21 protein-coding genes are annotated in these 18,274 nt (G+C 64.7%); 15 read left to right on the forward strand and 6 right to left on the reverse strand.

From position 1 onward, the window contains the following. Positions 1–13 precede the first annotated feature (13 nt). The 4 genes from iscX to ACK6C6_RS06050 are packed head-to-tail and all read left to right on the forward strand — an operon-like array spanning position 14 to position 2,852. On the forward strand, positions 14–208 hold the full coding sequence (iscX, locus tag ACK6C6_RS06035) for a Fe-S cluster assembly protein IscX (RefSeq protein WP_036213875.1): 195 nt from the start codon (positions 14–16) through the stop codon (positions 206–208). Further along, the gene (locus tag ACK6C6_RS06040) at positions 195–1,067 is read left to right on the forward strand and encodes an SAM-dependent methyltransferase (RefSeq protein WP_209585941.1); all 873 of its coding nucleotides are present in this window, start codon (positions 195–197) and stop codon (positions 1,065–1,067) included. Before iscX ends, ACK6C6_RS06040 begins: the two co-directional genes overlap by 14 nt. Positions 1,068–1,074: 7 nt before the next feature. Continuing rightward, positions 1,075–2,112, forward strand: coding sequence for a low-specificity L-threonine aldolase (gene ltaE, locus ACK6C6_RS06045; RefSeq protein ID WP_409266384.1), 1,038 nt, complete (start codon positions 1,075–1,077; stop codon positions 2,110–2,112). After that, on the forward strand, positions 2,109–2,852 hold the full coding sequence (locus ACK6C6_RS06050; RefSeq protein WP_409266385.1) for an rRNA pseudouridine synthase: 744 nt from the start codon (positions 2,109–2,111) through the stop codon (positions 2,850–2,852). Before ltaE ends, ACK6C6_RS06050 begins: the two co-directional genes overlap by 4 nt. Here the strand turns inward: ACK6C6_RS06050 and ACK6C6_RS06055 are convergent. From ACK6C6_RS06055 to ACK6C6_RS06075, 5 genes are all read right to left on the reverse strand, one after another. After that, on the reverse strand, positions 2,849–3,817 hold the full coding sequence (locus ACK6C6_RS06055) for an SDR family oxidoreductase (RefSeq protein ID WP_409266387.1): 969 nt from the start codon (positions 3,815–3,817) through the stop codon (positions 2,849–2,851). The two genes, ACK6C6_RS06050 and ACK6C6_RS06055, sit on opposite strands and share 4 nt — an antisense overlap. A 96-nt stretch (positions 3,818–3,913) precedes the next feature. Beyond that, the gene (locus tag ACK6C6_RS06060) at positions 3,914–4,453 is read right to left on the reverse strand and encodes an RDD family protein (RefSeq protein ID WP_409266389.1); all 540 of its coding nucleotides are present in this window, start codon (positions 4,451–4,453) and stop codon (positions 3,914–3,916) included. Further along, positions 4,413–5,192 carry a DUF3106 domain-containing protein gene (locus ACK6C6_RS06065; RefSeq protein WP_209585948.1) on the reverse strand — a complete coding sequence of 260 codons (780 nt, stop codon included), beginning with the start codon at positions 5,190–5,192 and terminating at the stop codon, positions 4,413–4,415. Before ACK6C6_RS06065 ends, ACK6C6_RS06060 begins: the two co-directional genes overlap by 41 nt. Further along, the gene (locus ACK6C6_RS06070; RefSeq protein WP_409266390.1) at positions 5,189–5,590 is read right to left on the reverse strand and encodes a DUF3619 family protein; all 402 of its coding nucleotides are present in this window, start codon (positions 5,588–5,590) and stop codon (positions 5,189–5,191) included. The genes ACK6C6_RS06065 and ACK6C6_RS06070 overlap by 4 nt, the downstream gene beginning before the upstream one ends. Continuing rightward, positions 5,587–6,156 carry an RNA polymerase sigma factor gene (locus tag ACK6C6_RS06075; RefSeq protein ID WP_027867680.1) on the reverse strand — a complete coding sequence of 190 codons (570 nt, stop codon included), beginning with the start codon at positions 6,154–6,156 and terminating at the stop codon, positions 5,587–5,589. Before ACK6C6_RS06075 ends, ACK6C6_RS06070 begins: the two co-directional genes overlap by 4 nt. 217 nt (positions 6,157–6,373) lie before the next feature. Here ACK6C6_RS06075 and ACK6C6_RS06080 point away from each other — a divergent pair, with 217 nt between their 5' ends. The 10 genes from ACK6C6_RS06080 to ACK6C6_RS06125 all read left to right on the forward strand — a co-directional run bounded on the left by ACK6C6_RS06080 (position 6,374) and on the right by ACK6C6_RS06125 (position 17,166). Further along, positions 6,374–7,249, forward strand: a complete 876-nt coding sequence (locus ACK6C6_RS06080) for a TauD/TfdA family dioxygenase (protein ID WP_209585950.1) — start codon at positions 6,374–6,376, stop codon at positions 7,247–7,249. Positions 7,250–7,262: 13 nt separating this feature from the next. Next, positions 7,263–8,267 (forward strand): ABC transporter substrate-binding protein, encoded by a 1,005-nt coding sequence (locus tag ACK6C6_RS06085; RefSeq protein WP_409266391.1) that lies wholly within the window; start codon positions 7,263–7,265, stop codon positions 8,265–8,267. Between the two features lies 1 nt (position 8,268). Continuing rightward, entirely contained in the window at positions 8,269–9,105 is an 837-nt protein-coding gene (locus ACK6C6_RS06090; RefSeq protein ID WP_409266392.1) for an ABC transporter ATP-binding protein, read from the forward strand. Between the two features lie 14 nt (positions 9,106–9,119). Then, the gene (locus tag ACK6C6_RS06095; protein WP_409266393.1) at positions 9,120–9,980 is read left to right on the forward strand and encodes an ABC transporter permease; all 861 of its coding nucleotides are present in this window, start codon (positions 9,120–9,122) and stop codon (positions 9,978–9,980) included. Positions 9,981–10,385: 405 nt separating this feature from the next. Then, positions 10,386–12,113, forward strand: a complete 1,728-nt coding sequence (locus tag ACK6C6_RS06100; protein ID WP_027867684.1) for an acetolactate synthase 3 catalytic subunit — start codon at positions 10,386–10,388, stop codon at positions 12,111–12,113. After that, positions 12,113–12,604: an acetolactate synthase small subunit gene (gene ilvN, locus ACK6C6_RS06105; protein ID WP_027867685.1), complete on the forward strand. Its 492-nt coding sequence runs from the start codon at positions 12,113–12,115 to the stop codon at positions 12,602–12,604. Before ACK6C6_RS06100 ends, ilvN begins: the two co-directional genes overlap by 1 nt. A gap of 73 nt (positions 12,605–12,677) precedes the next feature. Further along, the gene (gene ilvC / locus ACK6C6_RS06110) at positions 12,678–13,694 is read left to right on the forward strand and encodes a ketol-acid reductoisomerase (RefSeq protein WP_036213902.1); all 1,017 of its coding nucleotides are present in this window, start codon (positions 12,678–12,680) and stop codon (positions 13,692–13,694) included. Positions 13,695–13,837: 143 nt separating this feature from the next. Then, on the forward strand, positions 13,838–14,608 hold the full coding sequence (locus ACK6C6_RS06115; protein ID WP_409266395.1) for an SIMPL domain-containing protein: 771 nt from the start codon (positions 13,838–13,840) through the stop codon (positions 14,606–14,608). A gap of 85 nt (positions 14,609–14,693) precedes the next feature. After that, complete coding sequence (gene pssA / locus ACK6C6_RS06120; protein ID WP_409266397.1) at positions 14,694–15,560, forward strand: CDP-diacylglycerol--serine O-phosphatidyltransferase; 867 nt, start codon at positions 14,694–14,696, stop codon at positions 15,558–15,560. 58 nt (positions 15,561–15,618) lie between these two features. Continuing rightward, on the forward strand, positions 15,619–17,166 hold the full coding sequence (locus tag ACK6C6_RS06125; protein WP_409266398.1) for a 2-isopropylmalate synthase: 1,548 nt from the start codon (positions 15,619–15,621) through the stop codon (positions 17,164–17,166). Between the two features lie 42 nt (positions 17,167–17,208). Here ACK6C6_RS06125 and ACK6C6_RS06130 read toward each other — a convergent pair whose 3' ends face one another. Next, complete coding sequence (locus ACK6C6_RS06130) at positions 17,209–17,709, reverse strand: hypothetical protein (RefSeq protein WP_409266399.1); 501 nt, start codon at positions 17,707–17,709, stop codon at positions 17,209–17,211. Between the two features lie 175 nt (positions 17,710–17,884). On the opposite strand from ACK6C6_RS06130, the gene rpsO reads away from it, so the two are divergent. Further along, a complete protein-coding gene (gene rpsO, locus ACK6C6_RS06135) occupies positions 17,885–18,154 on the forward strand; it encodes a 30S ribosomal protein S15 (protein WP_027867691.1) in 270 nt (89 codons plus the stop codon). The last annotated feature ends 120 nt before the right edge of the window (positions 18,155–18,274 follow it).

Raw genomic sequence — 18,274 nt, forward strand, 5'->3', positions numbered from 1 at the left:
AACGGAGGCTGCCATGAAGTGGACTGAGGTCTCGGCCATTGCCGAGGCGTTGTACGAGAAGTACCCCGAGGTCGACCCCGCCACCGTGCGCTTCGTCGACCTGCACAACTGGGTCGTCGCCCTCGAAGGCTTCGACGACGACCGTGCGCGCGGCGGGGAACGCGTACTGGAAGCCATTCAGGCGGCATGGATCGATGAAGCACGCTAAGCAAACCAACCACATCCCGGCGGCGCTGCCGCCGGAAGTCCGTCCCGGCCAGTCGGTCGAGCTGCTGAAGGAACTCCACATCCTCACGCGCGACGGCAAGCTGAACCAGGACAGCCGCCGCAAGCTCAAGCAGGTCTACCACCTGTACAACTTCATCGAGCCCTTGCTGAAGAGCGTGCTCGAGGAGAAGCAAAGCGTCTCCCTGGTCGACCACGGCGCCGGCAAGTCCTACCTCGGCTTCATCCTGTACGACCTGTTCTTCAAGGGACTCGAAGCGGGTTCGCACATCTACGGCATCGAGACCCGCGACGAGCTGGTAAGCAAATCGACCGAGCTGGCCGCGCGCCTGGGCTTCACGGGCATGTCCTTCCTGCCGCTGTCGGTGGCGGAATCGACGACGTCCAGCCAACTGCCGCCCACCATCGACATCGTCACCGCACTGCACGCCTGTAACACGGCGACCGACGACGCCATCGACTTCGCCCTCAAGAAGAAGGCCAGGCACATGGTGCTGGTGCCGTGCTGCCAGGCCGAAGTGGCGAGCGTGCTGCGCAAGAACAAGGGCAAGGACCTGGGCCGCAGCGCGCTGACCGAGATCTGGCGCCACCCGATCCACACCCGCGAGTTCGGCAGCCAGATCACCAATGTCATGCGCTGCCTGCAGCTGGAAGCGCACGGCTACCAGGTGACCGTGACCGAGCTGGTGGGCTGGGAGCACTCGATGAAGAATGAACTCATCGTCGCTACCTACAAGAACCTGCCGCGCCGCCGGCCGTCCGAACGCCTTCAGGAAGTGATGGCCGAGCTGGGGCTCGACGAAATGAAGCAGCGCTTTTATACACCTGTCACAGCAGACTGAGAACGAGATGAGCGACACCAACCAGAAGTGGATCGACCTGCGCAGCGACACCGTCACCCAGCCGTGCGAGGCGATGCGCGCCGCCATGGCGGGGGCCGAGGTCGGCGACGACGTGTACGCCGACGACCCCTCGGTCAACCGCCTGCAGGAGTATGCGGCCGAGCTGTTCGGCTTTGAAGCCGGCATGTTCGCCCCCTCGGGCACCCAGACCAACCTGATCGCGCTGATGACCCACTGCGGCCGCGGCGACGAGTACCTGGTCGGCCAGGAAGCGCACACCTACAAGTACGAAGGCGGCGGCGCGGCGGTGCTGGGCTCGATCCAGCCGCAGCCGATCGTCAACCAGGCGGACGGCTCGATCCTGCTGTCGGACATCGAGGCCTACATCAAGCCCGACGACATGCACTTCGCGCGCACCCGCCTGCTGGCGCTGGAGAACACCATCGGCGGCCGCGTGCTGCCGCAGGACTACGTGAAAGCTGCCACCGATCTCGCGCACAGCCGCGGCCTGGCCACCCACCTCGACGGCGCCCGCATCGCCAACGCGGCGGTGAAGCAGGGCATCAGCCTGCGCGAGGTGGTGCAAGGCTTCGATACCGTCTCGGTCTGCCTGTCGAAGGGCCTGGGCGCGCCGGTCGGCTCCGTGCTGCTGGGTCCGAAGGCCTTCATCGAGCAGGGCAAGCGCTGGCGCAAGATGCTGGGCGGCGGCATGCGCCAGGCCGGCGTGCTGGCGGCAGCCGCGCAGTACGCGCTGGAGCACAACGTGCAGCGCCTGGCCAACGACCACGACAACGCCGCCGCGCTGGCGCAGGGCCTGGCCCAGATCGAACAGCTGAACGTGGGCACGCCGCAGACCAACATCTTCTGGCTCGACATGCCGGCGGCCGCCTGCGAACCGCTGCGCCAGTACCTGGCGCGTGCGCAGATCCGCGCCTCGATCGGCCCGCGTACCCGCCTGGTGACGCACCTGGACGTAAGCGCTGCCGATGTTGCGCGCACGGTCGAGGTGTTCCAGGCTTTCTTCGCCGACTGGCGCAGCCAATGAGCGACAAGATGAGCGAGGAGGGCATCCGCCTGGCCAAGCGCGTCGCCGCGCAGCTCGGCTGCTCGCGCGCCGAGGCGGAGCGCTACATCGCCGGCGGCGGCATTAGCGTCGACGGCGCCGTCGTCGAGGATCCCGCCAGCCGGGTCCTGCCTTCGCAGGATGTGCGCCTGCTGCCGGGTGCATCGAGCGAAGAAGCGCCGCCGGTGACCATCCTGCTGCACAAGCCGGCCGGCTTGAATTCCGGTGTCGGCGCCCGTGGCGAACCGGCCCTGGGCTGCCTGCTGCCGGAATCCCAGGCACAGGGGCACGGGCAGCCGCGCTTCCTCAAGCGGCACCTGCACAAGCTCACCCTGAGCTCGCCGCTGGAGACCGATGCGAGCGGGCTGGTGGTCTATACGCAGGACTTCCGGGTGGCGCGCAAGCTGGTGGACGATGCCGCGCGCGTCGAGCAGGAATACATCGTCGACGTCGCCGGATCGATCAAGGAAGGCGGACTGGCGCTGCTCAACCACGGCTTGAACTTCAACGGCAAGCCGCTGGCGCCGATGAAGGTGAGCTGGCAGAGCGAGCACCGGCTGCGCTTCGCACTGAAGGACGTGCGCCCGGGCTTGATCGACCACATGTGCCGCGAAGTGGGCCTGGAGATCGTCGAGATGCGTCGCATCCGCATCGGACGCGTGCCGATGGCCGGCCTGCAGGCCGGGCAGTGGCGCTACCTGCTCGACTACGAACGCTTCTAGCCTCCGCGGCGCCGCAATAGCTGCACGCCGACGGCGGCAAGAAGCGCCGCGGTCCCGAGCGCCAGCGCCTTGTTGCCCGTCTGCTGCGGCCGGCGTTCCCCGCTGTGGATCCCGCTGGCGCCATGCTGCGGCGCATACAGCGTCCCCACCGTATCCGGCGTGCGCTCTCCGCGCTTCGCCCACCCATCCAGGAAGCGGTTCATGCCGGCAGCGAGCAGGTTGGGCGCGAGCGCATTGCTCAGCCTGAACAGGGAGGCCGGAGCGCCGACGGCGGTCGAGTCGCGCGGATGCCGCGCCAGGTCGACGATGGCCGCGGCGACCTTTTCAGGCGTGAGCGCGCCCGGCGGGATGGACAGCCTGGCGCCCGTGTAATTGGCCGCGTGGCGCATGCCTGGCGTGTCCACGAAAGTAGGGTACACGTCGCAGACGCGGATGCGCGGCCGCTTGACCAGCTCCGCGCGCAGGGCTTCGCTGAAGCCGCGCAGGCCATATTTACTGGCCGCGTAGGCCGCGGCGTAGGGCGAGGCGACGAAGCCGCCGGCCGAGATCATGTTGACCCAGATGCCGTGGTCCTGATCGAGGAAGATCGGCATGACGGCATGGGCGTCGTTCATGTGGGTGAGGAGGTTGGTCTCGATGATGCGCCGGTGGTCGCTCATCGGCACCTCGGCATACTTGCCGACCACGCCGGCGCCGATGTTGCTGAACCAGAGATCGATCCGGCCCAGGATCGCACGCGCCCGCTGCGCGAAGGCCGCGACCGCGTCGGCATCGATCGCATCCACGACCAGGGTCTCGGCGCTGCCGCCGGCCTGCCGGCAGCGCCGGGCGATGTCGTCGAGCCCCTCCTTGCCGCGCGCGCCCAGCACCAGCTGCGCGCCCTCGCGGGCAAAAGCGAGGGCCGTGGCGGCGCCGATACCGCTCGATGCGCCCATGATGACGACGCGCATGTTCGAAAGCTTCATGGTCCACCTTTCTGGAAAGACGAGATGTGAAGCTGTCGATTATTCCGCTGTTTGGATTCTTGCCGCGTTCGAATGCCGCAAGGCAAGCAAGCTGTCCTAGCGCTTGACCTTCGGCAGGGCGATCAGGCGGGTGCCGGCCAGGCGGTCGTGCAGGAACTGGCGGTCCTTGTCGAACAGCGCCGTCATCGCCCAGGCCGCGACCCCGACCAGCAGGGCGATCGCGATCTGCCCCTTGCCGTGCAGCCCGAAGGCCCAGCACACCAGCAGGGCCGGCAGGAACCAGCCCCAGGCCAGCAGGAAGCGCAGGGCGGCCGTCCCGAAGGGCAGTTTGTGATGGCCCAGCTTGACGACCTTGATGCGCCAGGTCTTCATGGCCAGCGTGTTGCCGGTGTTAATCCAGGACCACATGAAGTAGGCGGCCGTCACCAGGAACAGCCAGGCCTTCATGCCTTCCTTGGCCACCGGATGCTGGCTGTTCAGGGTCACCAGCATGTAGAAGGCGATCGCCAGCATCTCGACCGAGAACAGGAGCAGCGCTTCGTACAGCATCACGGTGACGCGGCGCAGGATGGTCGGGGTAGCGACCGGCGCGGGCTTAGTTGCTGGCGGTGCCGATGTTGCTTGCGTTGCTTGCATTGTTTGCACTCGGAGCGGTTGGGGCAGCGGGTGAGGGTGCGACAGGCGCCTGCGCCGGTGCGGCGGCGGGCGGCGTCGGCGTCACGGTGGCCGGCGCCGTCGCGGCGCCCGTTGCCACCGCAGGCGCCGTCGGCGGCATGATGCAGGAGGTGCCGCGGCGCGTGGCGCCCGGTGGGCAGCTGGTCGGCGTGTCGATGATCGGCGAATGCGGTAGCGAGGGCACGCCCTGCGGCTTGTTGCCCGAGCGCGCCAGCCGGCGCTTTTCTTCCTCGGACAGCTGCTTGTAGCTTTCCCAGGTCGCCGCCTTCTTGCCGGGGTCGAGCTTGCGGGTCTTGCTGAAGTTTTCGCGCGCCAGGTTGCGCTGGGCCGGGGTCAGGCGCATCCACTGGCGCATGCGCTCGTGCACGCGTGCCTGCTCGTCCGGGCTCATCGAGGCGAAGCGGGCCGACAGTTCGAGCCAGCGGCGCTTGCGGACGCCGTCCATGGCGTCCCATTCGGGCTGCAGGGGCTGGAGCGCGGTGCGTTGGCTGCGCGTCAGTTCGCGCCAGAGCGGTCTGTCGAGGGTCTTGGCAGGCGGCTTGGCGCCGGCGGCGACGGTCGGGGGATTGCCTGCGCCGCGCGCGGCCGGCGCCGTCGATTCGGATTTGTTGTAGACCGCCCAGGTCGCGGCCCCGGCAATCAAGACCGCTGCCGCAGTTGCAACAACGGCGATGCGGGGCTTCGGCGCGGTTTTCGTCATTGCTGGCGCTGTTGCGACTCCACGTAGGCGTTGAACCCTTGGTCGAGGTAGGCGGTCAGCGGCAGCTCGTCGGCGAGCACGGCGGCGTCGACCTCGGCCAGGGCGGCCAGGCGCTGCTGCTGCTCGTACTGGTAGACGCCGCCCATGCCGATGACCAGCGCCAGCATCGGCGCCGCGACGGCAAAGCGCGCCAGGGCCGGGCCGCTGAACAGGCCCTTGAGGTCGAACAGCGGACGCGGGGCGGCCTGGACCTGGCGCGTCGCGTCGGGCTTCTTGCGCGACAAGGCGCGCGCGCGCGCGGCGGCCAGTCGGTCGGTCGTCGAGGCCGGCAGCGCGTCGAGGTTCTCGTTCAGGGCATGGCGTATCTTGTACGCGAGGTTGATGTCGTCCGTGTTCATAGCTTGATTCCCTTGGCCTTGAGCGCCTCGGCGAGGGCGTGGGTGGCGCGCGAGCAGTGCGTCTTGACGCTTCCCTCGGAGCAACCCATCGCTTCGGCCGTCTCTGCCACGTCCATGTCCTGCCAGTAACGCATGAGGAAGGCTTCCCGTTGACGCGGTGGGAGCTTTTCTACCGCTTCTTCGATGATGCGCAGCGTTTGTGTGCGCTCATACTGGTCGGCGCTCGACTCCGCAGCGGCCGTTCCTTCCTCCGCTTCATAGGAAGAAAGTATATCAAATTCTTCATCGTCCCCATCCTGCCGGCTGAAGCCGGAGAACAGGCTGACCCAGGTGTTCCGGACCTTTTCGCGGCGGAAGTAATCGAGGATGGTCGTCTGCAGGATGCGCTGGAACAGCATCGGCAGCTCGGCGGCCGGCTTGTCGCCGTATTTCTCGGCCAGCTTGATCATCGCATCCTGCACGATGTCGAGCGCCGATTCGTCCTTGCGAACCGCATATACCGCCTGCTTGAACGCACGCCGTTCGACATTCTCGAGGAAGTCGTTGAGTTCTTTGTCTGTGGCCATGCGTGCTTGAAAGGGCGTTTGGTGCGAATGCCGTAAGGAAAACTATCGAATCCTAGCAAAAAACCATGTTCAACGCATCGAAATCGCGCAGTGCCCACTTATTGTGCAGGCCCCCTCGATGACAAAAACTGCATGAAGTTAGTCGAAATGATTCGTTGTTGGGCCTGTCGTGCGTGGCTATTCTGGAATCAGGTTCACTCAACATTACTGGTTCATCATGCCGCTCGACTCGACCCGCCAGGATTTCGACATCCGCCCCTTCGTCAACCAGCCGCTCGGCGCGGAAGTGCTCGGCCTCGACCTTGCCCGCCCGCTCAGCATCGACGACTTCGACCGCCTGCACCGCGCCCACCTCGAGCACCACGTGCTGGTGTTCCGCGACCAGACCTTCACCCCGCAGCAGCAGGTGGAGTTCAGCCGCCGCTTCGGCCGCCTGCAGATCCACGTACTGCGCCAGTTCCAGCTGGCTGGCCACCCGGAAGTGCTGGTGATTTCGAATATCCGCGAGAACGGCCAGCCGATCGGCCTGGGCGACGCCGGCCATTTCTGGCACTCGGACCTGTCGTACAAGGAAGTGCCGAGCCTGGGTTCGATGCTGCATGCGCAGGAGCTGCCCTCGGAGGGCGGCGACACCCTGTTCGCCAACCAGCACGCCGCCTACGACGCGCTGCCGGGCAAGCTCAAGCGCGAGATCGCCGGCCTGCGCGCCGAGCACAGCTACCTGGCCAAGTACGAGGAGCTGCGTCAGCGCAACCCCTGGCGCCCGAAGCTGACCCAGGAGCAGATTGACGAGGTGGTGCCGGCCGTGCACCCGGTGGTGCGCACCCATCCGGAGACGGCGCGCCGCGCCCTGTTCGTCAGCGAGCATTTCACCACCCGCATCCTCGACCTCCCGGAAGCGCGCAGCCGCGAGCTGCTGGGCGGGCTGTTCGAGCACAGCACCCGGCCGGAATTCGTCTACCGTCACCAGTGGAAGCCCAAGGACATGGTGTTCTGGGACAACCGCTCCGTGATGCACCTGGCCACGCCTTTCCCGCAAGACCAGCGCCGCAAGCTGTACCGCACCACCATCGAGGGCGACGTCCCGTTCTGAACCAAGGAAAACCATGTTACTGAAGATGAAACTCGTGGCCGCGGCCGCCGCGCTGGCCCTGGGCGCGTCCTCGACGGCGCAGGCCGAAGGCAAGATCCGCATCGCCGAGCAGTTCGGCATCGTCTACATGCTGCTGAACGTGGCCCAGGACCAGAAGCTGATCGAGAAGCACGGCAAGAAGCAGGGCGTCGATATCGACGTCGACTGGGTCAAGCTGTCGGGCGGATCGGCGGTCAACGATGCGCTGCTCTCGGGCTCCATCGACGTGGCCGGCGCCGGCCTCGGGCCGCTGTTTACCATCTGGGACCGCACCAGCGGGCGCCAGAACGTGCGCGCCGTCGCCTCGCTCGGCAACTTCCCGTACTACCTGGTGAGCACCAACCCGGCGGTGAAGACCATCGCCGACTTCAGCCAGAAGGACCGGATCGCGCTGCCGGCCGTCACCGTGTCGGTGCAGGCGCGCATCCTGCAGATGGCCGCCGCCAAGCAGTGGGGCAAGGCCGAATTCAAGAAGCTCGACCCGATCACCCAGACCGTGCCGCACCCGGATGCCGCGGCCGCCATCATCGCCGGCAAGACGGAATTGAACGCCCACTTCGGCAACCCGCCCTTCCAGGACCAGGAACTGGCCGGCAATCCGCAGGCGCACGTCGTGCTGAATTCCTACGACGTGCTCGGCGGGCCGAGCTCGGCCACCGTGCTGTATGCGACCGAAAAGTACGTCAAGGAGAATCCGAAGACCTACCGCGCCTTCATCGATGCGCTGGTGGAGGCGGCGCAGCTGGCTTCCAGCAACCCGGAAGCGGCGGCCGACGCCTACCTGCGCGTCAACAAGGGCAACATCGACCGGGCCCTGCTGCTCAAGGTCATCAAGAATCCGCAGGTGCAGTTCAAGGTGGCGCCGCAGAATACGCTCGGCCTTGCCCAATTTTTGCACGAGGTGGGCGCCATCAAGCGTAGACCCGCCAGCTGGCGCGACTACTTCTTCGTCCATCCGGCACTCGACAAAGGAAGCTGACATGAGCCCGTTGAACCTGGTCCCGCCGCCCGAACCCTTGCTGCGCGCCGAGCACGTCACGCTCGAATACCGGGGCGAACGCGGCATCGTGCGCGCCCTTGACGACGCCAGCTTTGACGTGCACCGGGGCGATCGGTTCGTGCTGCTGGGGCCTTCGGGCTGCGGCAAGTCGACCCTGCTGAAGGCGGTGGGCGGCTTCATCGCGCCGCAGGCGGGCAGCCTGACCCTGGCCGGCAAGGTGATCACGCGCCCCGGGCCGGACCGCATCGTGGTGTTCCAGGAGTTCGACCAGCTGCCGCCCTGGAAGACGGTGCGCGAGAACGTGATGTTCCCGATGCTCGCCAATGGCGTCAAGCGCAAGGAAGCGGACCTTCGGGCCCGCCACTGGCTCGGCAAGGTCGGGCTGGCACGCTTTGCCGATGCCTATCCGCATACGCTGTCGGGCGGGATGAAGGCGCGCGTGGCGATCGCGCGGGCGCTGGCGATGCAGCCGGCCATCCTGCTGATGGACGAGCCTTTTGCCGCGCTCGATGCGCTCACGCGCCGGACCATGCAGGAAGAGCTGCAGGCGCTGTGGGACGAGATCGGATTCACCATGCTGTTCGTGACGCACTCGATCGAAGAGGCGCTGGTGGTGGGCAACCGCATCCTGCTGCTGTCGCCGCACCCGGGGCGGGTGAGGGCGGAATTGAACAGTCATCAGTTCAGTCTGGCCAGCGCGGGCAGCAGTGAGTTCCAGGCGGCGACGCAGCGGATTCATGGTTTGTTATTCGGTGCGCAGGAGCCGGTTGAACGCGCGGACGGCAGAGCCGTCCACCCTACAGTCCTCGCTAATTAATACGTCTTTGAATCATGGTCACACCTCCGATCCGTCCCGAGTACGTTCTTGAAGCTTTGCCGGCTGCAACCGCGCCGGTTTTTGACCAATCGGTAAAATTTTCGCTGCCGGACCTCGGCTGGCTGCGCAAACTCGGCATGCTGCTGGTCATCGCCCTGATCTGGGAAGCCCTGGCGCGCTGGTTCGACAACGACCTGCTGCTGCCTGGCGCCATCCAGACGGGTAAAACCTTCGTGGAGGGCCTGGCCTCGGGCGAACTGTGGGGCTATGTGAGCGTCTCGCTGCAGGTGCTGACCCAGGGCTTCACGCTCGGCGTGGTCGGCGCCTTCCTGCTGACCTGGCTCGCGGTGTCGAGCAAGGTCGGGCGCGAGCTGATCGATACCCTGGCTTCGATGTTCAACCCGCTGCCGGCGATCGCGCTGCTGCCCCTCGCCTTGCTGTGGTTCGGCCTGGGCAAGGGCAGCCTCTTGATGGTGCTGGTCCATTCCGTACTGTGGCCGCTGACCCTGAGCGCCACCGCCGGCTTCCGCGCGGTGCCGGATACCCTGCGCATGGCCGGCCGCAACTACGGCCTGGGTGGCTTGCGCATGGTGCTGCAGATCCTGATCCCGGCCGCGCTGCCTTCGATCCTGTCGGGCCTGAAGATCGGCTGGGCGTTTGCATGGCGCACCCTGATCGCTGCCGAGCTGGTGTTCGGCAGTACCTCTGGGCAGGGCGGACTCGGCTGGTATATCTTCCAGAGCCGCAACGAACTTTTTACGGATAAAGTCTTTGCCGGCCTCGCCGCCGTCATCCTGATCGGGCTGGCCGTGGAGCACCTCGTGTTCCAGACCCTCGAGCGACTCACCGTCCGCCGCTGGGGCATGCAACGGTAAAAACCTGCAACGCACCATCCAGGTGCACCATTCTGGTCGAGCAAAAATAATCACGCTTTTGGCTTGACCAAAATGGTGCAACGCAGTAATGTGTTTGAACGCTTTGCACCCCCGAAGCTCTCCGGTCACCCGGTGAAGGCCCACAAGCCATCTCCGGATTGACGCGCTTTCATTTGTAGGCAGTTTGCTCCGACCCGCGCCACAAGCGCGAGAGATGCGTATAAACGCTACAGACACTCAAGCCGAACGAGTTGCGCCCAGCGCCCGTGCGTAAGGACCCTACGGTGTCCTGAACCACAGTCGCGACCGCAGAGAGAAGGGAAGCATGAGGGCTGTTGCGCATTGCGTATTTCGTTAGGAACGGGCATCCGATCAAACTCCCATTGGGTCTTGAAAGGAATGAACATGAATAACGAAGGATCAGCCCAGATCACTGGCGCTGAAATTGTGGTGCGTTGTCTCGCGGAAGAGGGCGTCAAGCACGTCTTCGGTTATCCCGGCGGGGCAGTCCTCTACATCTACGACGCCATCTTCAAGCAGGACAAGTTCCAGCACGTCCTCGTCCGCCACGAACAGGCCGCGGTCCACGCCGCAGACGCCTATTCGCGCAGCTCCAACACCGTCGGCGTTGCCCTCGTGACCTCCGGTCCGGGCGTGACCAATGCCGTCACCGGCCTGTCCACGGCCTACATGGATTCGATCCCGATGGTCGTCATTTCCGGCCAGGTGCCGAGCCATGCGATCGGCCAGGATGCCTTCCAGGAATGCGACACCGTCGGCATCACCCGCCCGGTGGTCAAGCACAATTTCCTCGTCAAGGACGTCCGCGAACTGGCATCGACCATCAAGAAAGCCTTCTTCATCGCCCGCACCGGCCGTCCCGGTCCCGTGCTGGTCGATATCCCGAAGGACATCACGATGCACAAGTGCGCCTTCGAGTATCCCCGCGAGATCGAGATGCGCTCGTACAAGCCGGTGGACAAGGGCCACGCCGGCCAGATCCGCAAGGCCGTCCAGCTCCTGCAGGGCGCCGAGCGCCCGATGATCTATGCGGGCGGCGGCGTCATCCTGGCCAATGCATCGAACGAACTGAACCGCCTGGTCGACAAGACCGGCTTCCCGGTCACCAACACGCTGATGGGCCTGGGCGCCTCGCGCTCCTCGAGCCCGCATTTCGTGGGCATGCCGGGCATGCACGGCACCTACGAAGCCAACATGGCGATGCAGCACTGCGACGTCCTGATCGCGATCGGCGCGCGATTCGACGACCGCGTGATCGGCAACCCCAAGCACTTCGCCACCCACCCGCGCAAGATCATCCATATCGACATCGACCCCTCGTCGATCTCGAAGCGCGTCAAGGTCGACATCCCGATCGTCGGCAACGTCAAGGACGTGCTGGTCGAGCTGCTCTCGCAGCTGGACGCCAGCCAGGCCGCGACCAATACCAATGCGCTGCAGGCATGGTGGAAGCAGATCGCCGAATGGCGCGGCAAGGATTGCCTGGCCTATACGGGCTCGAACGAACTGATCAAGCCGCAATCGGTCATCGAGCAGTTGTACAAGGTGACGGACGGCGACGCCTTCATCACCTCGGACGTCGGCCAGCACCAGATGTGGGCCGCGCAGTACTACGGATTCGACAAGCCGCGCCGCTGGATCAACTCGGGCGGCCTGGGCACCATGGGTGTCGGCCTGCCGTACGCGATGGGCGTGCAGATGGCCAACCCGGATGCGACCGTCGCCTGCGTCACCGGCGAAGGCTCGATCCAGATGTGCATCCAGGAGCTCGCCACCTGCAAGCAGTACCACCTGACGCCGAAGATCATCCTGCTGAACAACCGCTTCCTCGGCATGGTCCGCCAGTGGCAGCAGATCGACTACGGTTCGCGCTACTCCGAGTCCTACATGGATTCGCTGCCGGACTTCGAAAAGCTGGCCGAGGCCTACGGCCACGTCGGCATGCGCATCGAGAAGCCGGGCGACGTCGAGGGCTCGCTGCGCGAAGCCTTCGCCATGAAGGACCGCCTGGTGTTCATGAACTTCATCACCGACCAGAGCGAGAACGTCTGGCCGATGGTCAAGGCCGGCAAGGGCCTGAATGAAATGCTGCTCGGCTCGGAGGACCTGTAATGCGACACATCATTTCCGTCCTCCTCGAGAACGAAGCCGGCGCGCTGTCGCGCGTGGTCGGGCTGTTCTCGGCACGCGGCTACAACATCGAGACCCTGACCGTGGCGCCGACCGAAGACGCGACCCTGTCGCGCATGACCATCGTCACCAGCGGCTCGGACGACATCATCGAGCAGATCACCAAGCACCTGAATCGCCTGATCGAGGTGGTGAAGGTGGTCGACCTCACCGAAGGCCAGCACATCGAGCGCGAGCTGATGTTGATTAAAGTGCGCGCGGTCGGCAAGGAGCGCGAAGAGATGAAGCGCACCGCCGACATCTTCCGCGGGCGCATCATCGACGTGACCGAGAAGACCTACACGATCGAGCTGACCGGCGCCAAGAGCAAGCTGGACGCCTTCATCGACGCCATCGACCGTGCCTCGATCCTGGAAACCGTCCGTACCGGCGGCTCGGGCATCGGTCGCGGCGAACGCATCCTCAAAGTGTAGGGTGGGCGGGTCTCCCGCCCACGCGTTCAAATCACGCTCGCAAATAATTACATTAAAAATTTAAGGAATGACCATGAAAGTTTTCTACGACAAAGACTGCGACCTCTCCCTCATCAAAGGCAAGAACGTCGCCATCATCGGTTACGGCTCGCAGGGCCATGCACACGCCCAGAACCTGAGCGAATCCGGCGTCAACGTCACTGTCGGCCTGCGCCGCGGCGGCGCGTCCTGGAACAAGGTCGAAGCGGCCGGCCTGAAGGTCGCCGAGGTCGATGAAGCGGTCAAGAACGCCGACGTCATCATGATCCTGCTGCCGGACGAGAACATCGCCGAGGTCTACAAGAACAGCGTCGAGCCGAACGCCAAGCAGGGCGCCGTGCTGGCCTTCGCCCACGGCTTCAACGTCCACTACGGCCAGGTGGTACCGCGCGCCGACCTCGACGTGATCATGGTGGCGCCGAAGGCCCCGGGCCACACCGTGCGCGGCACCTACCGCCAGGGCGGCGGCGTGCCGCACCTGGTCGCGGTCTACCAGGACAAATCCGGCTCGGCGCGCGACATCGCGCTGTCCTACGCCATGGCCAACGGTGGCGGCCGCGCCGGCATCATCGAAACCAACTTCCGCGAAGAGACCGAGACCGACCTGTTCGGCGAGCAGGCCGTGCTGTGCGGCGGTACCGTCGAGCTGATCAAGGCCGGCTTCGAGACCCTGGTGGAAGCGGGCTACGCACCGGAGATGGCCTACTTCGAGTGCCTGCACGAGCTGAAGCTGATCGTCGACCTGATCTACGAAGGCGGCATCGCCAACATGAACTACTCGATCTCGAACAATGCCGAGTATGGCGAGTACGTCACCGGCCCGAAAGTCGTCACCTCGGCGACCAAGGACGCGATGCGCCAGTGCCTGAAGGACATCCAGACCGGCGAATACGCGAAGAGCTTCATCCTCGAGAACAAGGCCGGCGCCCCGACCCTGATCTCGCGCCGCCGCCTGACCTCGGAGCACCAGATCGAGGAAGTCGGCGCCAAGCTGCGTGCGATGATGCCGTGGATTGCGAAGAACAAGCTGGTCGACCAGTCGAAGAACTAAGCGTTACGTCGTGTGGGCGGCGAAGCCGCCCACACGACAATTAAAGACAGTTGCAACGGTTCATTACAAAACTACGAAGGAAGTTGTGAAGCCAGTATCGTATAAGTGACGCAGACATTCGTCGCAACTACTGGAGAACAACAATGAAACTTTCCAAATCGCTCGTCGCCGCCGCACTGGTGCTGGCCTTCCACACCCAGGCCCAGGCGCAGACCGCCCCGTCCACCGCCGGCACGCTGGTCGTGGTCCCGGCCTTCGGCGAAGTGAAGCATGCCAACGACCAGGCCACCGTCACCTTCGCTGTCGAAGAGCATGACAAGGACAAGACCGCCGCTGCGGCACGCGTGAACCGCAAGATGAAGGAGGGAACCGAGATCGTGCGCCGCGCCGATCCGAAGGCCGAGCTGAAGACGATGGGCTACTACACCTACCCGGTCTATCCGGAAGTGCCGCCGATGCCGCAACCGGCCTTGCGCACGCCCGTGAAACCGGTGCCGATCGCCTGGCGCGTCGGCCAGTACCTGGAAGTGAAGACCACCAACCTGGCAGACCTGCCGAAGACCGCCGCCGCAGCCCAGAAAGTTCTGCAAATCAACAATGTGAGCTTCGGACTCAGCCCGGAACTGGAAAAGCGCCTCGATGACCAGCGCATCGCTGCCACCTACCGCAACCTGAACGAACGCATCGCCTCGATCGCCAATGCGATGGGCCGCAAGCCGGCCGAGGCCATGCTCGACACCGTCGATTTCGAGGGCTCGGGCAACTATGCGGGCGATGGCCAGGGGGCGCCGGCGCCGATGATGATGCGGGCCAGCGCCATGAAGGAAGCGGCTGACCAGATGCCGGAACCAAGCTTTGAACCGGGAGAAACTACGCTCCAGATGCGTCTTGTGGGAAAGGTTCGCTTTAAATGAGTGCTCACACAACAGTGATCATTCGCTAAGCAGGGGTTCACGCCTTTATAATGCTGACAACAGCATTATTTTTTGACGGACCACTATGCCCAATTTCCCACGACGCCGAGTACCTGGAGCCGCGCCCAAGGCGCCACGATTTTCCCGCTTGAAACGCTTCGGGCGCAGGGGGGAAGACCGTGTCCAGGGCGAGCGCGGTCGCGGCATCTACCTGCTGCCGAACGCGTTCACGACCGGCGCGCTGTTCTGCGGCTTCTATGCGATCGTCATGGCGATGAACCAGCGTTTCGAGCACGCCTGCTGGGCGGTGTTCATCGCCATGGTCCTTGACGGGCTGGACGGGCGCATTGCGCGCCTGACCAACACCCAGTCGGAGTTCGGCGCGCAGTACGACTCGCTGTCGGACATGGTGTCCTTCGGGGCGGCGCCGGCGCTGGTGATCTATGAATGGTCGCTGCGCGGGCTGGGCAAGCTGGGCTGGATTGCGGCCTTCATCTATTGCGCGGGCGCCGCGCTGCGCCTGGCGCGCTTCAACACCAACATCGAGGTGGTGGACAAGCGCTTCTTCCAGGGGCTGCCGAGTCCGGCGGCTGCGGCGCTGATCGTTGGCTTCATCATGATGATGACCGACCCGGACATCAACGTCAGCTCGCGCCAGGTGGACTGGGTGAGCTGGGGCCTGGCGGTGTTCGCCGGCCTGACGATGGTGTCGAACGTACCGTTTTACAGCTTCAAGGACGTGAACTTCCGCAAGTCGGTGCCGTTCATCGTGGTGTTCCTGATTGCCCTCGGCTTCGCGCTGCTGGCGATCGACCCACCGAAAGTCCTGTGGCCGATTTTTGTGATTTACGGCTTGTCGGGATATGCCGTGTTCGCCTGGCGCGCAGCCAAGGGCAAGCCGGTGAGCATCATCCCGCTCGACGACGAGCCGGACGACGGCGTGCGCCGCTAGCGCGGACCTTCGGGTCGGGCAGGGCGCCCGCTAATTCAATTAGCATACGGAGCCTGCAATGCCTGACCCGAACCGCCTCATCATTTTCGACACCACCCTGCGCGACGGCGAGCAATCGCCCGGCGCCTCCATGACCAGGGACGAGAAGGTGCGCATCGCGCGCCAGCTCGAGCGCCTGCGGGTGGACGTCATCGAAGCCGGCTTTGCTGCCGCCTCGCCGGGCGACTTCGAAGCCATCCGCGCGATCTCGAGCGCGGTGCGCGAATCCACCATCTGCTCGCTGTCGCGCGCCAACGACCGCGACATCGCCCGCGCCGCCGAGGCGCTGGCGCCTGCCGCGCGCAAGCGCATCCACACCTTCATCGCCACTTCGCCCCTGCACATGCAGGTGAAGCTGCGTATGGAACCCGAACAGGTGCTGGAACAGGCCAAGCTCGCCATTCGCTACGCCCGCAATCACACCGACGACATCGAGTTCTCGCCCGAAGACGGCAGCCGCTCGGAAGAGGATTTCCTGTGCCGCGTGCTGGAGGCCGTGATCGCCGAAGGCGCGACCACCATCAACTTCCCCGACACGGTCGGCTACGCCGTGCCCGAGGAATTCGGCCGCCGCATCCTGCGCCTGCGCGAGCGCGTGCCCAATTCCGACAAGGCCATCTGGTCGGTGCACTGCCATAACGACCTGGGCCTGGCCGTGGCGAACTCGCTGGCCGGCGTCACCATCGGCGGCGCGCGCCAGATCGAATGCACGATCAACGGCCTGGGCGAGCGGGCCGGGAATACCTCGCTGGAAGAAGTCGTGATGGCGCTGCGCACCCGCCACGACTACTTCAACTTGACGGTGGGCGTGGACACCACGCAGATCGTCCCAAGCTCGAAAATGGTCTCGCAGATCACCGGCTTCGCGGTGCAGCCGAACAAGGCGGTGGTGGGCGCGAACGCGTTTGCCCACGCCTCCGGCATCCACCAGGACGGCATCCTGAAGGCGCGCGAAACCTACGAGATCATGCGCGCCGAGGACGTGGGCTGGACCACCAACAAGATCGTGCTGGGCAAGCTGTCGGGCCGCAACGCCTTCAAGTCGCGCCTGCAGGAACTGGGCATCGAGCTGGAATCGGAGCTTGACGTGAACGCGGCCTTCGCCCGCTTCAAGGAGCTGGCGGACCGCAAGGCCGAGATCTTTGACGAGGACATCATGGCGCTGGTGTCCAGCGCGGACCATGAGCAGGCCGGCGAGATCTACCGCCTGGTGTCGCTGTCGCAGCGCTCCGAGACCAGCGCGCTGCCGCATGCGAAGATCGTGTTCGCGGTGGACGGCAAGGAAGTATCGGCCGAGTCCTCGGGCGACGGACCGGTGGATGCGGTAATCACGGCGATCGAGAGCGTGGTGAAAAGCGGGGCGGAGCAGGTGCTGTTTTCGATCAACGCGATCAGCAACGGGCCGCAATCGCAGGGCGAGGTCACCATTCGCCTGTCGCACTCGGGGCGCATCGTCAACGGCGTGGGGGCGGATCCGGACATCATCGTGGCCTCGGCCAAGGCGTATCTGTCGGGGCTGAACAAGCTGCATTCGAAGGTCGAACGCGTCAATCCGCAGGGCGTATAAGCGCGCCTGCCCGGGCCGCTCCCGCCTTCGCCGGGATCGGCCTCACCACCCCATCCGATCCCTTGGCTCGTACATCGGATCGGGTCCATTGAGCATCTGCCGCACGATCCCTTGCCCGTCGAAGTGCACGTGCATCATGGAATTCCACACGCCCGCCTCCTTGTACCGGTACGACCACACCTCGTAGCCCCTCATCGCCACATAGGACTTCTCGGCCGGCCGGCCGATCGTGCGCAATACCTCTTCCTTGGTGGCCTGGTCGATCTTGATGGTGGCGAACTTTTCCCCGGTGAGCACCTGTTCGTAGGACACCAGCCGCCCATCCGCCCCGATGCGCGCCATCCAGGTGAACTGGCCCATCGGCCCGGTCGCGTACTCGAAGATGCGGTCATTGCCGGCGCCATAGATGCTGGTGGGCGGCCCCATCTTTTTCTGCACCAGGTCTTCCGGATCGCCGATGGTGGGCGCCTCGCGCAGCATTCCGGCGCAGCCTCCGAGCAGGACGAGCGCCACGAATGTTGTAAATCTGATCAATTTGTTCATCAATTGGCCCTCCAAGCGCGCCAATACCCCCAAAATCTGCCTTCTGGACGATGCAAACAGTGGCCCCATGCCCCGTTTTCCCCTATACTGGCGGGTCTGTCCATTTTGGGCAGGCGATTCGTCAATCACGGTGCGCTGGGTTTCGACTCATGCACCGCATGTGAAAGGTAACATCATGACCGTAGAAAACATCAACAAAGCCGCGATTATCGCGGACAACGCACGTGGCCAGAACGATACCGGTTCGCCGGAAGTCCAGGTTGCACTGCTGACCGCACGCATCAACGAGCTGAACGGCCACTTCAAGGCACACCAGAAAGATCACCACTCGCGTCGTGGCCTGATCATGATGGTTAACCGTCGTAAGAGCCTGCTGGCTTACCTGAAGCGCAAAGACGCAAACCGTTATCGCGACCTGATCGCCAAGCTCGGCCTGCGTAAGTAATCGTTGGTCAAGACGATTTAGTCACGAAATGCCTGCGCCAGATACCTGTCGCGGGCATTTTTTGTTTCTGTTGTTCGTTGTTGTTGAGTAAATGGTGGTTCTGACGAACCACCCGTGGTG

It is taken from the genome of Massilia sp. BHUDP2 (assembly GCF_046236355.1).
Taxonomy (GTDB): Bacteria; Pseudomonadota; Gammaproteobacteria; order Burkholderiales; family Burkholderiaceae_D; genus Telluria; species Telluria varians.

Coding starts and splice junctions, on each gene's coding strand:
- iscX (WP_036213875.1), top strand. CDS start 14: ATGAAGTGGACTGAGGTCTCGGCCATTGCCGAGGCGTTGTACGAGAAG.
- ACK6C6_RS06040 (WP_209585941.1), top strand. CDS start 195: ATGAAGCACGCTAAGCAAACCAACCACATCCCGGCGGCGCTGCCGCCG.
- ltaE (WP_409266384.1), top strand. CDS start 1,075: ATGAGCGACACCAACCAGAAGTGGATCGACCTGCGCAGCGACACCGTC.
- ACK6C6_RS06050 (WP_409266385.1), top strand. CDS start 2,109: ATGAGCGACAAGATGAGCGAGGAGGGCATCCGCCTGGCCAAGCGCGTC.
- ACK6C6_RS06055 (WP_409266387.1), bottom strand. CDS start 3,817: ATGAAGCTTTCGAACATGCGCGTCGTCATCATGGGCGCATCGAGCGGT.
- ACK6C6_RS06060 (WP_409266389.1), bottom strand. CDS start 4,453: ATGCAAGCAACGCAAGCAACATCGGCACCGCCAGCAACTAAGCCCGCG.
- ACK6C6_RS06065 (WP_209585948.1), bottom strand. CDS start 5,192: ATGACGAAAACCGCGCCGAAGCCCCGCATCGCCGTTGTTGCAACTGCG.
- ACK6C6_RS06070 (WP_409266390.1), bottom strand. CDS start 5,590: ATGAACACGGACGACATCAACCTCGCGTACAAGATACGCCATGCCCTG.
- ACK6C6_RS06075 (WP_027867680.1), bottom strand. CDS start 6,156: ATGGCCACAGACAAAGAACTCAACGACTTCCTCGAGAATGTCGAACGG.
- ACK6C6_RS06080 (WP_209585950.1), top strand. CDS start 6,374: ATGCCGCTCGACTCGACCCGCCAGGATTTCGACATCCGCCCCTTCGTC.
- ACK6C6_RS06085 (WP_409266391.1), top strand. CDS start 7,263: ATGTTACTGAAGATGAAACTCGTGGCCGCGGCCGCCGCGCTGGCCCTG.
- ACK6C6_RS06090 (WP_409266392.1), top strand. CDS start 8,269: ATGAGCCCGTTGAACCTGGTCCCGCCGCCCGAACCCTTGCTGCGCGCC.
- ACK6C6_RS06095 (WP_409266393.1), top strand. CDS start 9,120: ATGGTCACACCTCCGATCCGTCCCGAGTACGTTCTTGAAGCTTTGCCG.
- ACK6C6_RS06100 (WP_027867684.1), top strand. CDS start 10,386: ATGAATAACGAAGGATCAGCCCAGATCACTGGCGCTGAAATTGTGGTG.
- ilvN (WP_027867685.1), top strand. CDS start 12,113: ATGCGACACATCATTTCCGTCCTCCTCGAGAACGAAGCCGGCGCGCTG.
- ilvC (WP_036213902.1), top strand. CDS start 12,678: ATGAAAGTTTTCTACGACAAAGACTGCGACCTCTCCCTCATCAAAGGC.
- ACK6C6_RS06115 (WP_409266395.1), top strand. CDS start 13,838: ATGAAACTTTCCAAATCGCTCGTCGCCGCCGCACTGGTGCTGGCCTTC.
- pssA (WP_409266397.1), top strand. CDS start 14,694: ATGCCCAATTTCCCACGACGCCGAGTACCTGGAGCCGCGCCCAAGGCG.
- ACK6C6_RS06125 (WP_409266398.1), top strand. CDS start 15,619: ATGCCTGACCCGAACCGCCTCATCATTTTCGACACCACCCTGCGCGAC.
- ACK6C6_RS06130 (WP_409266399.1), bottom strand. CDS start 17,709: ATGAACAAATTGATCAGATTTACAACATTCGTGGCGCTCGTCCTGCTC.
- rpsO (WP_027867691.1), top strand. CDS start 17,885: ATGACCGTAGAAAACATCAACAAAGCCGCGATTATCGCGGACAACGCA.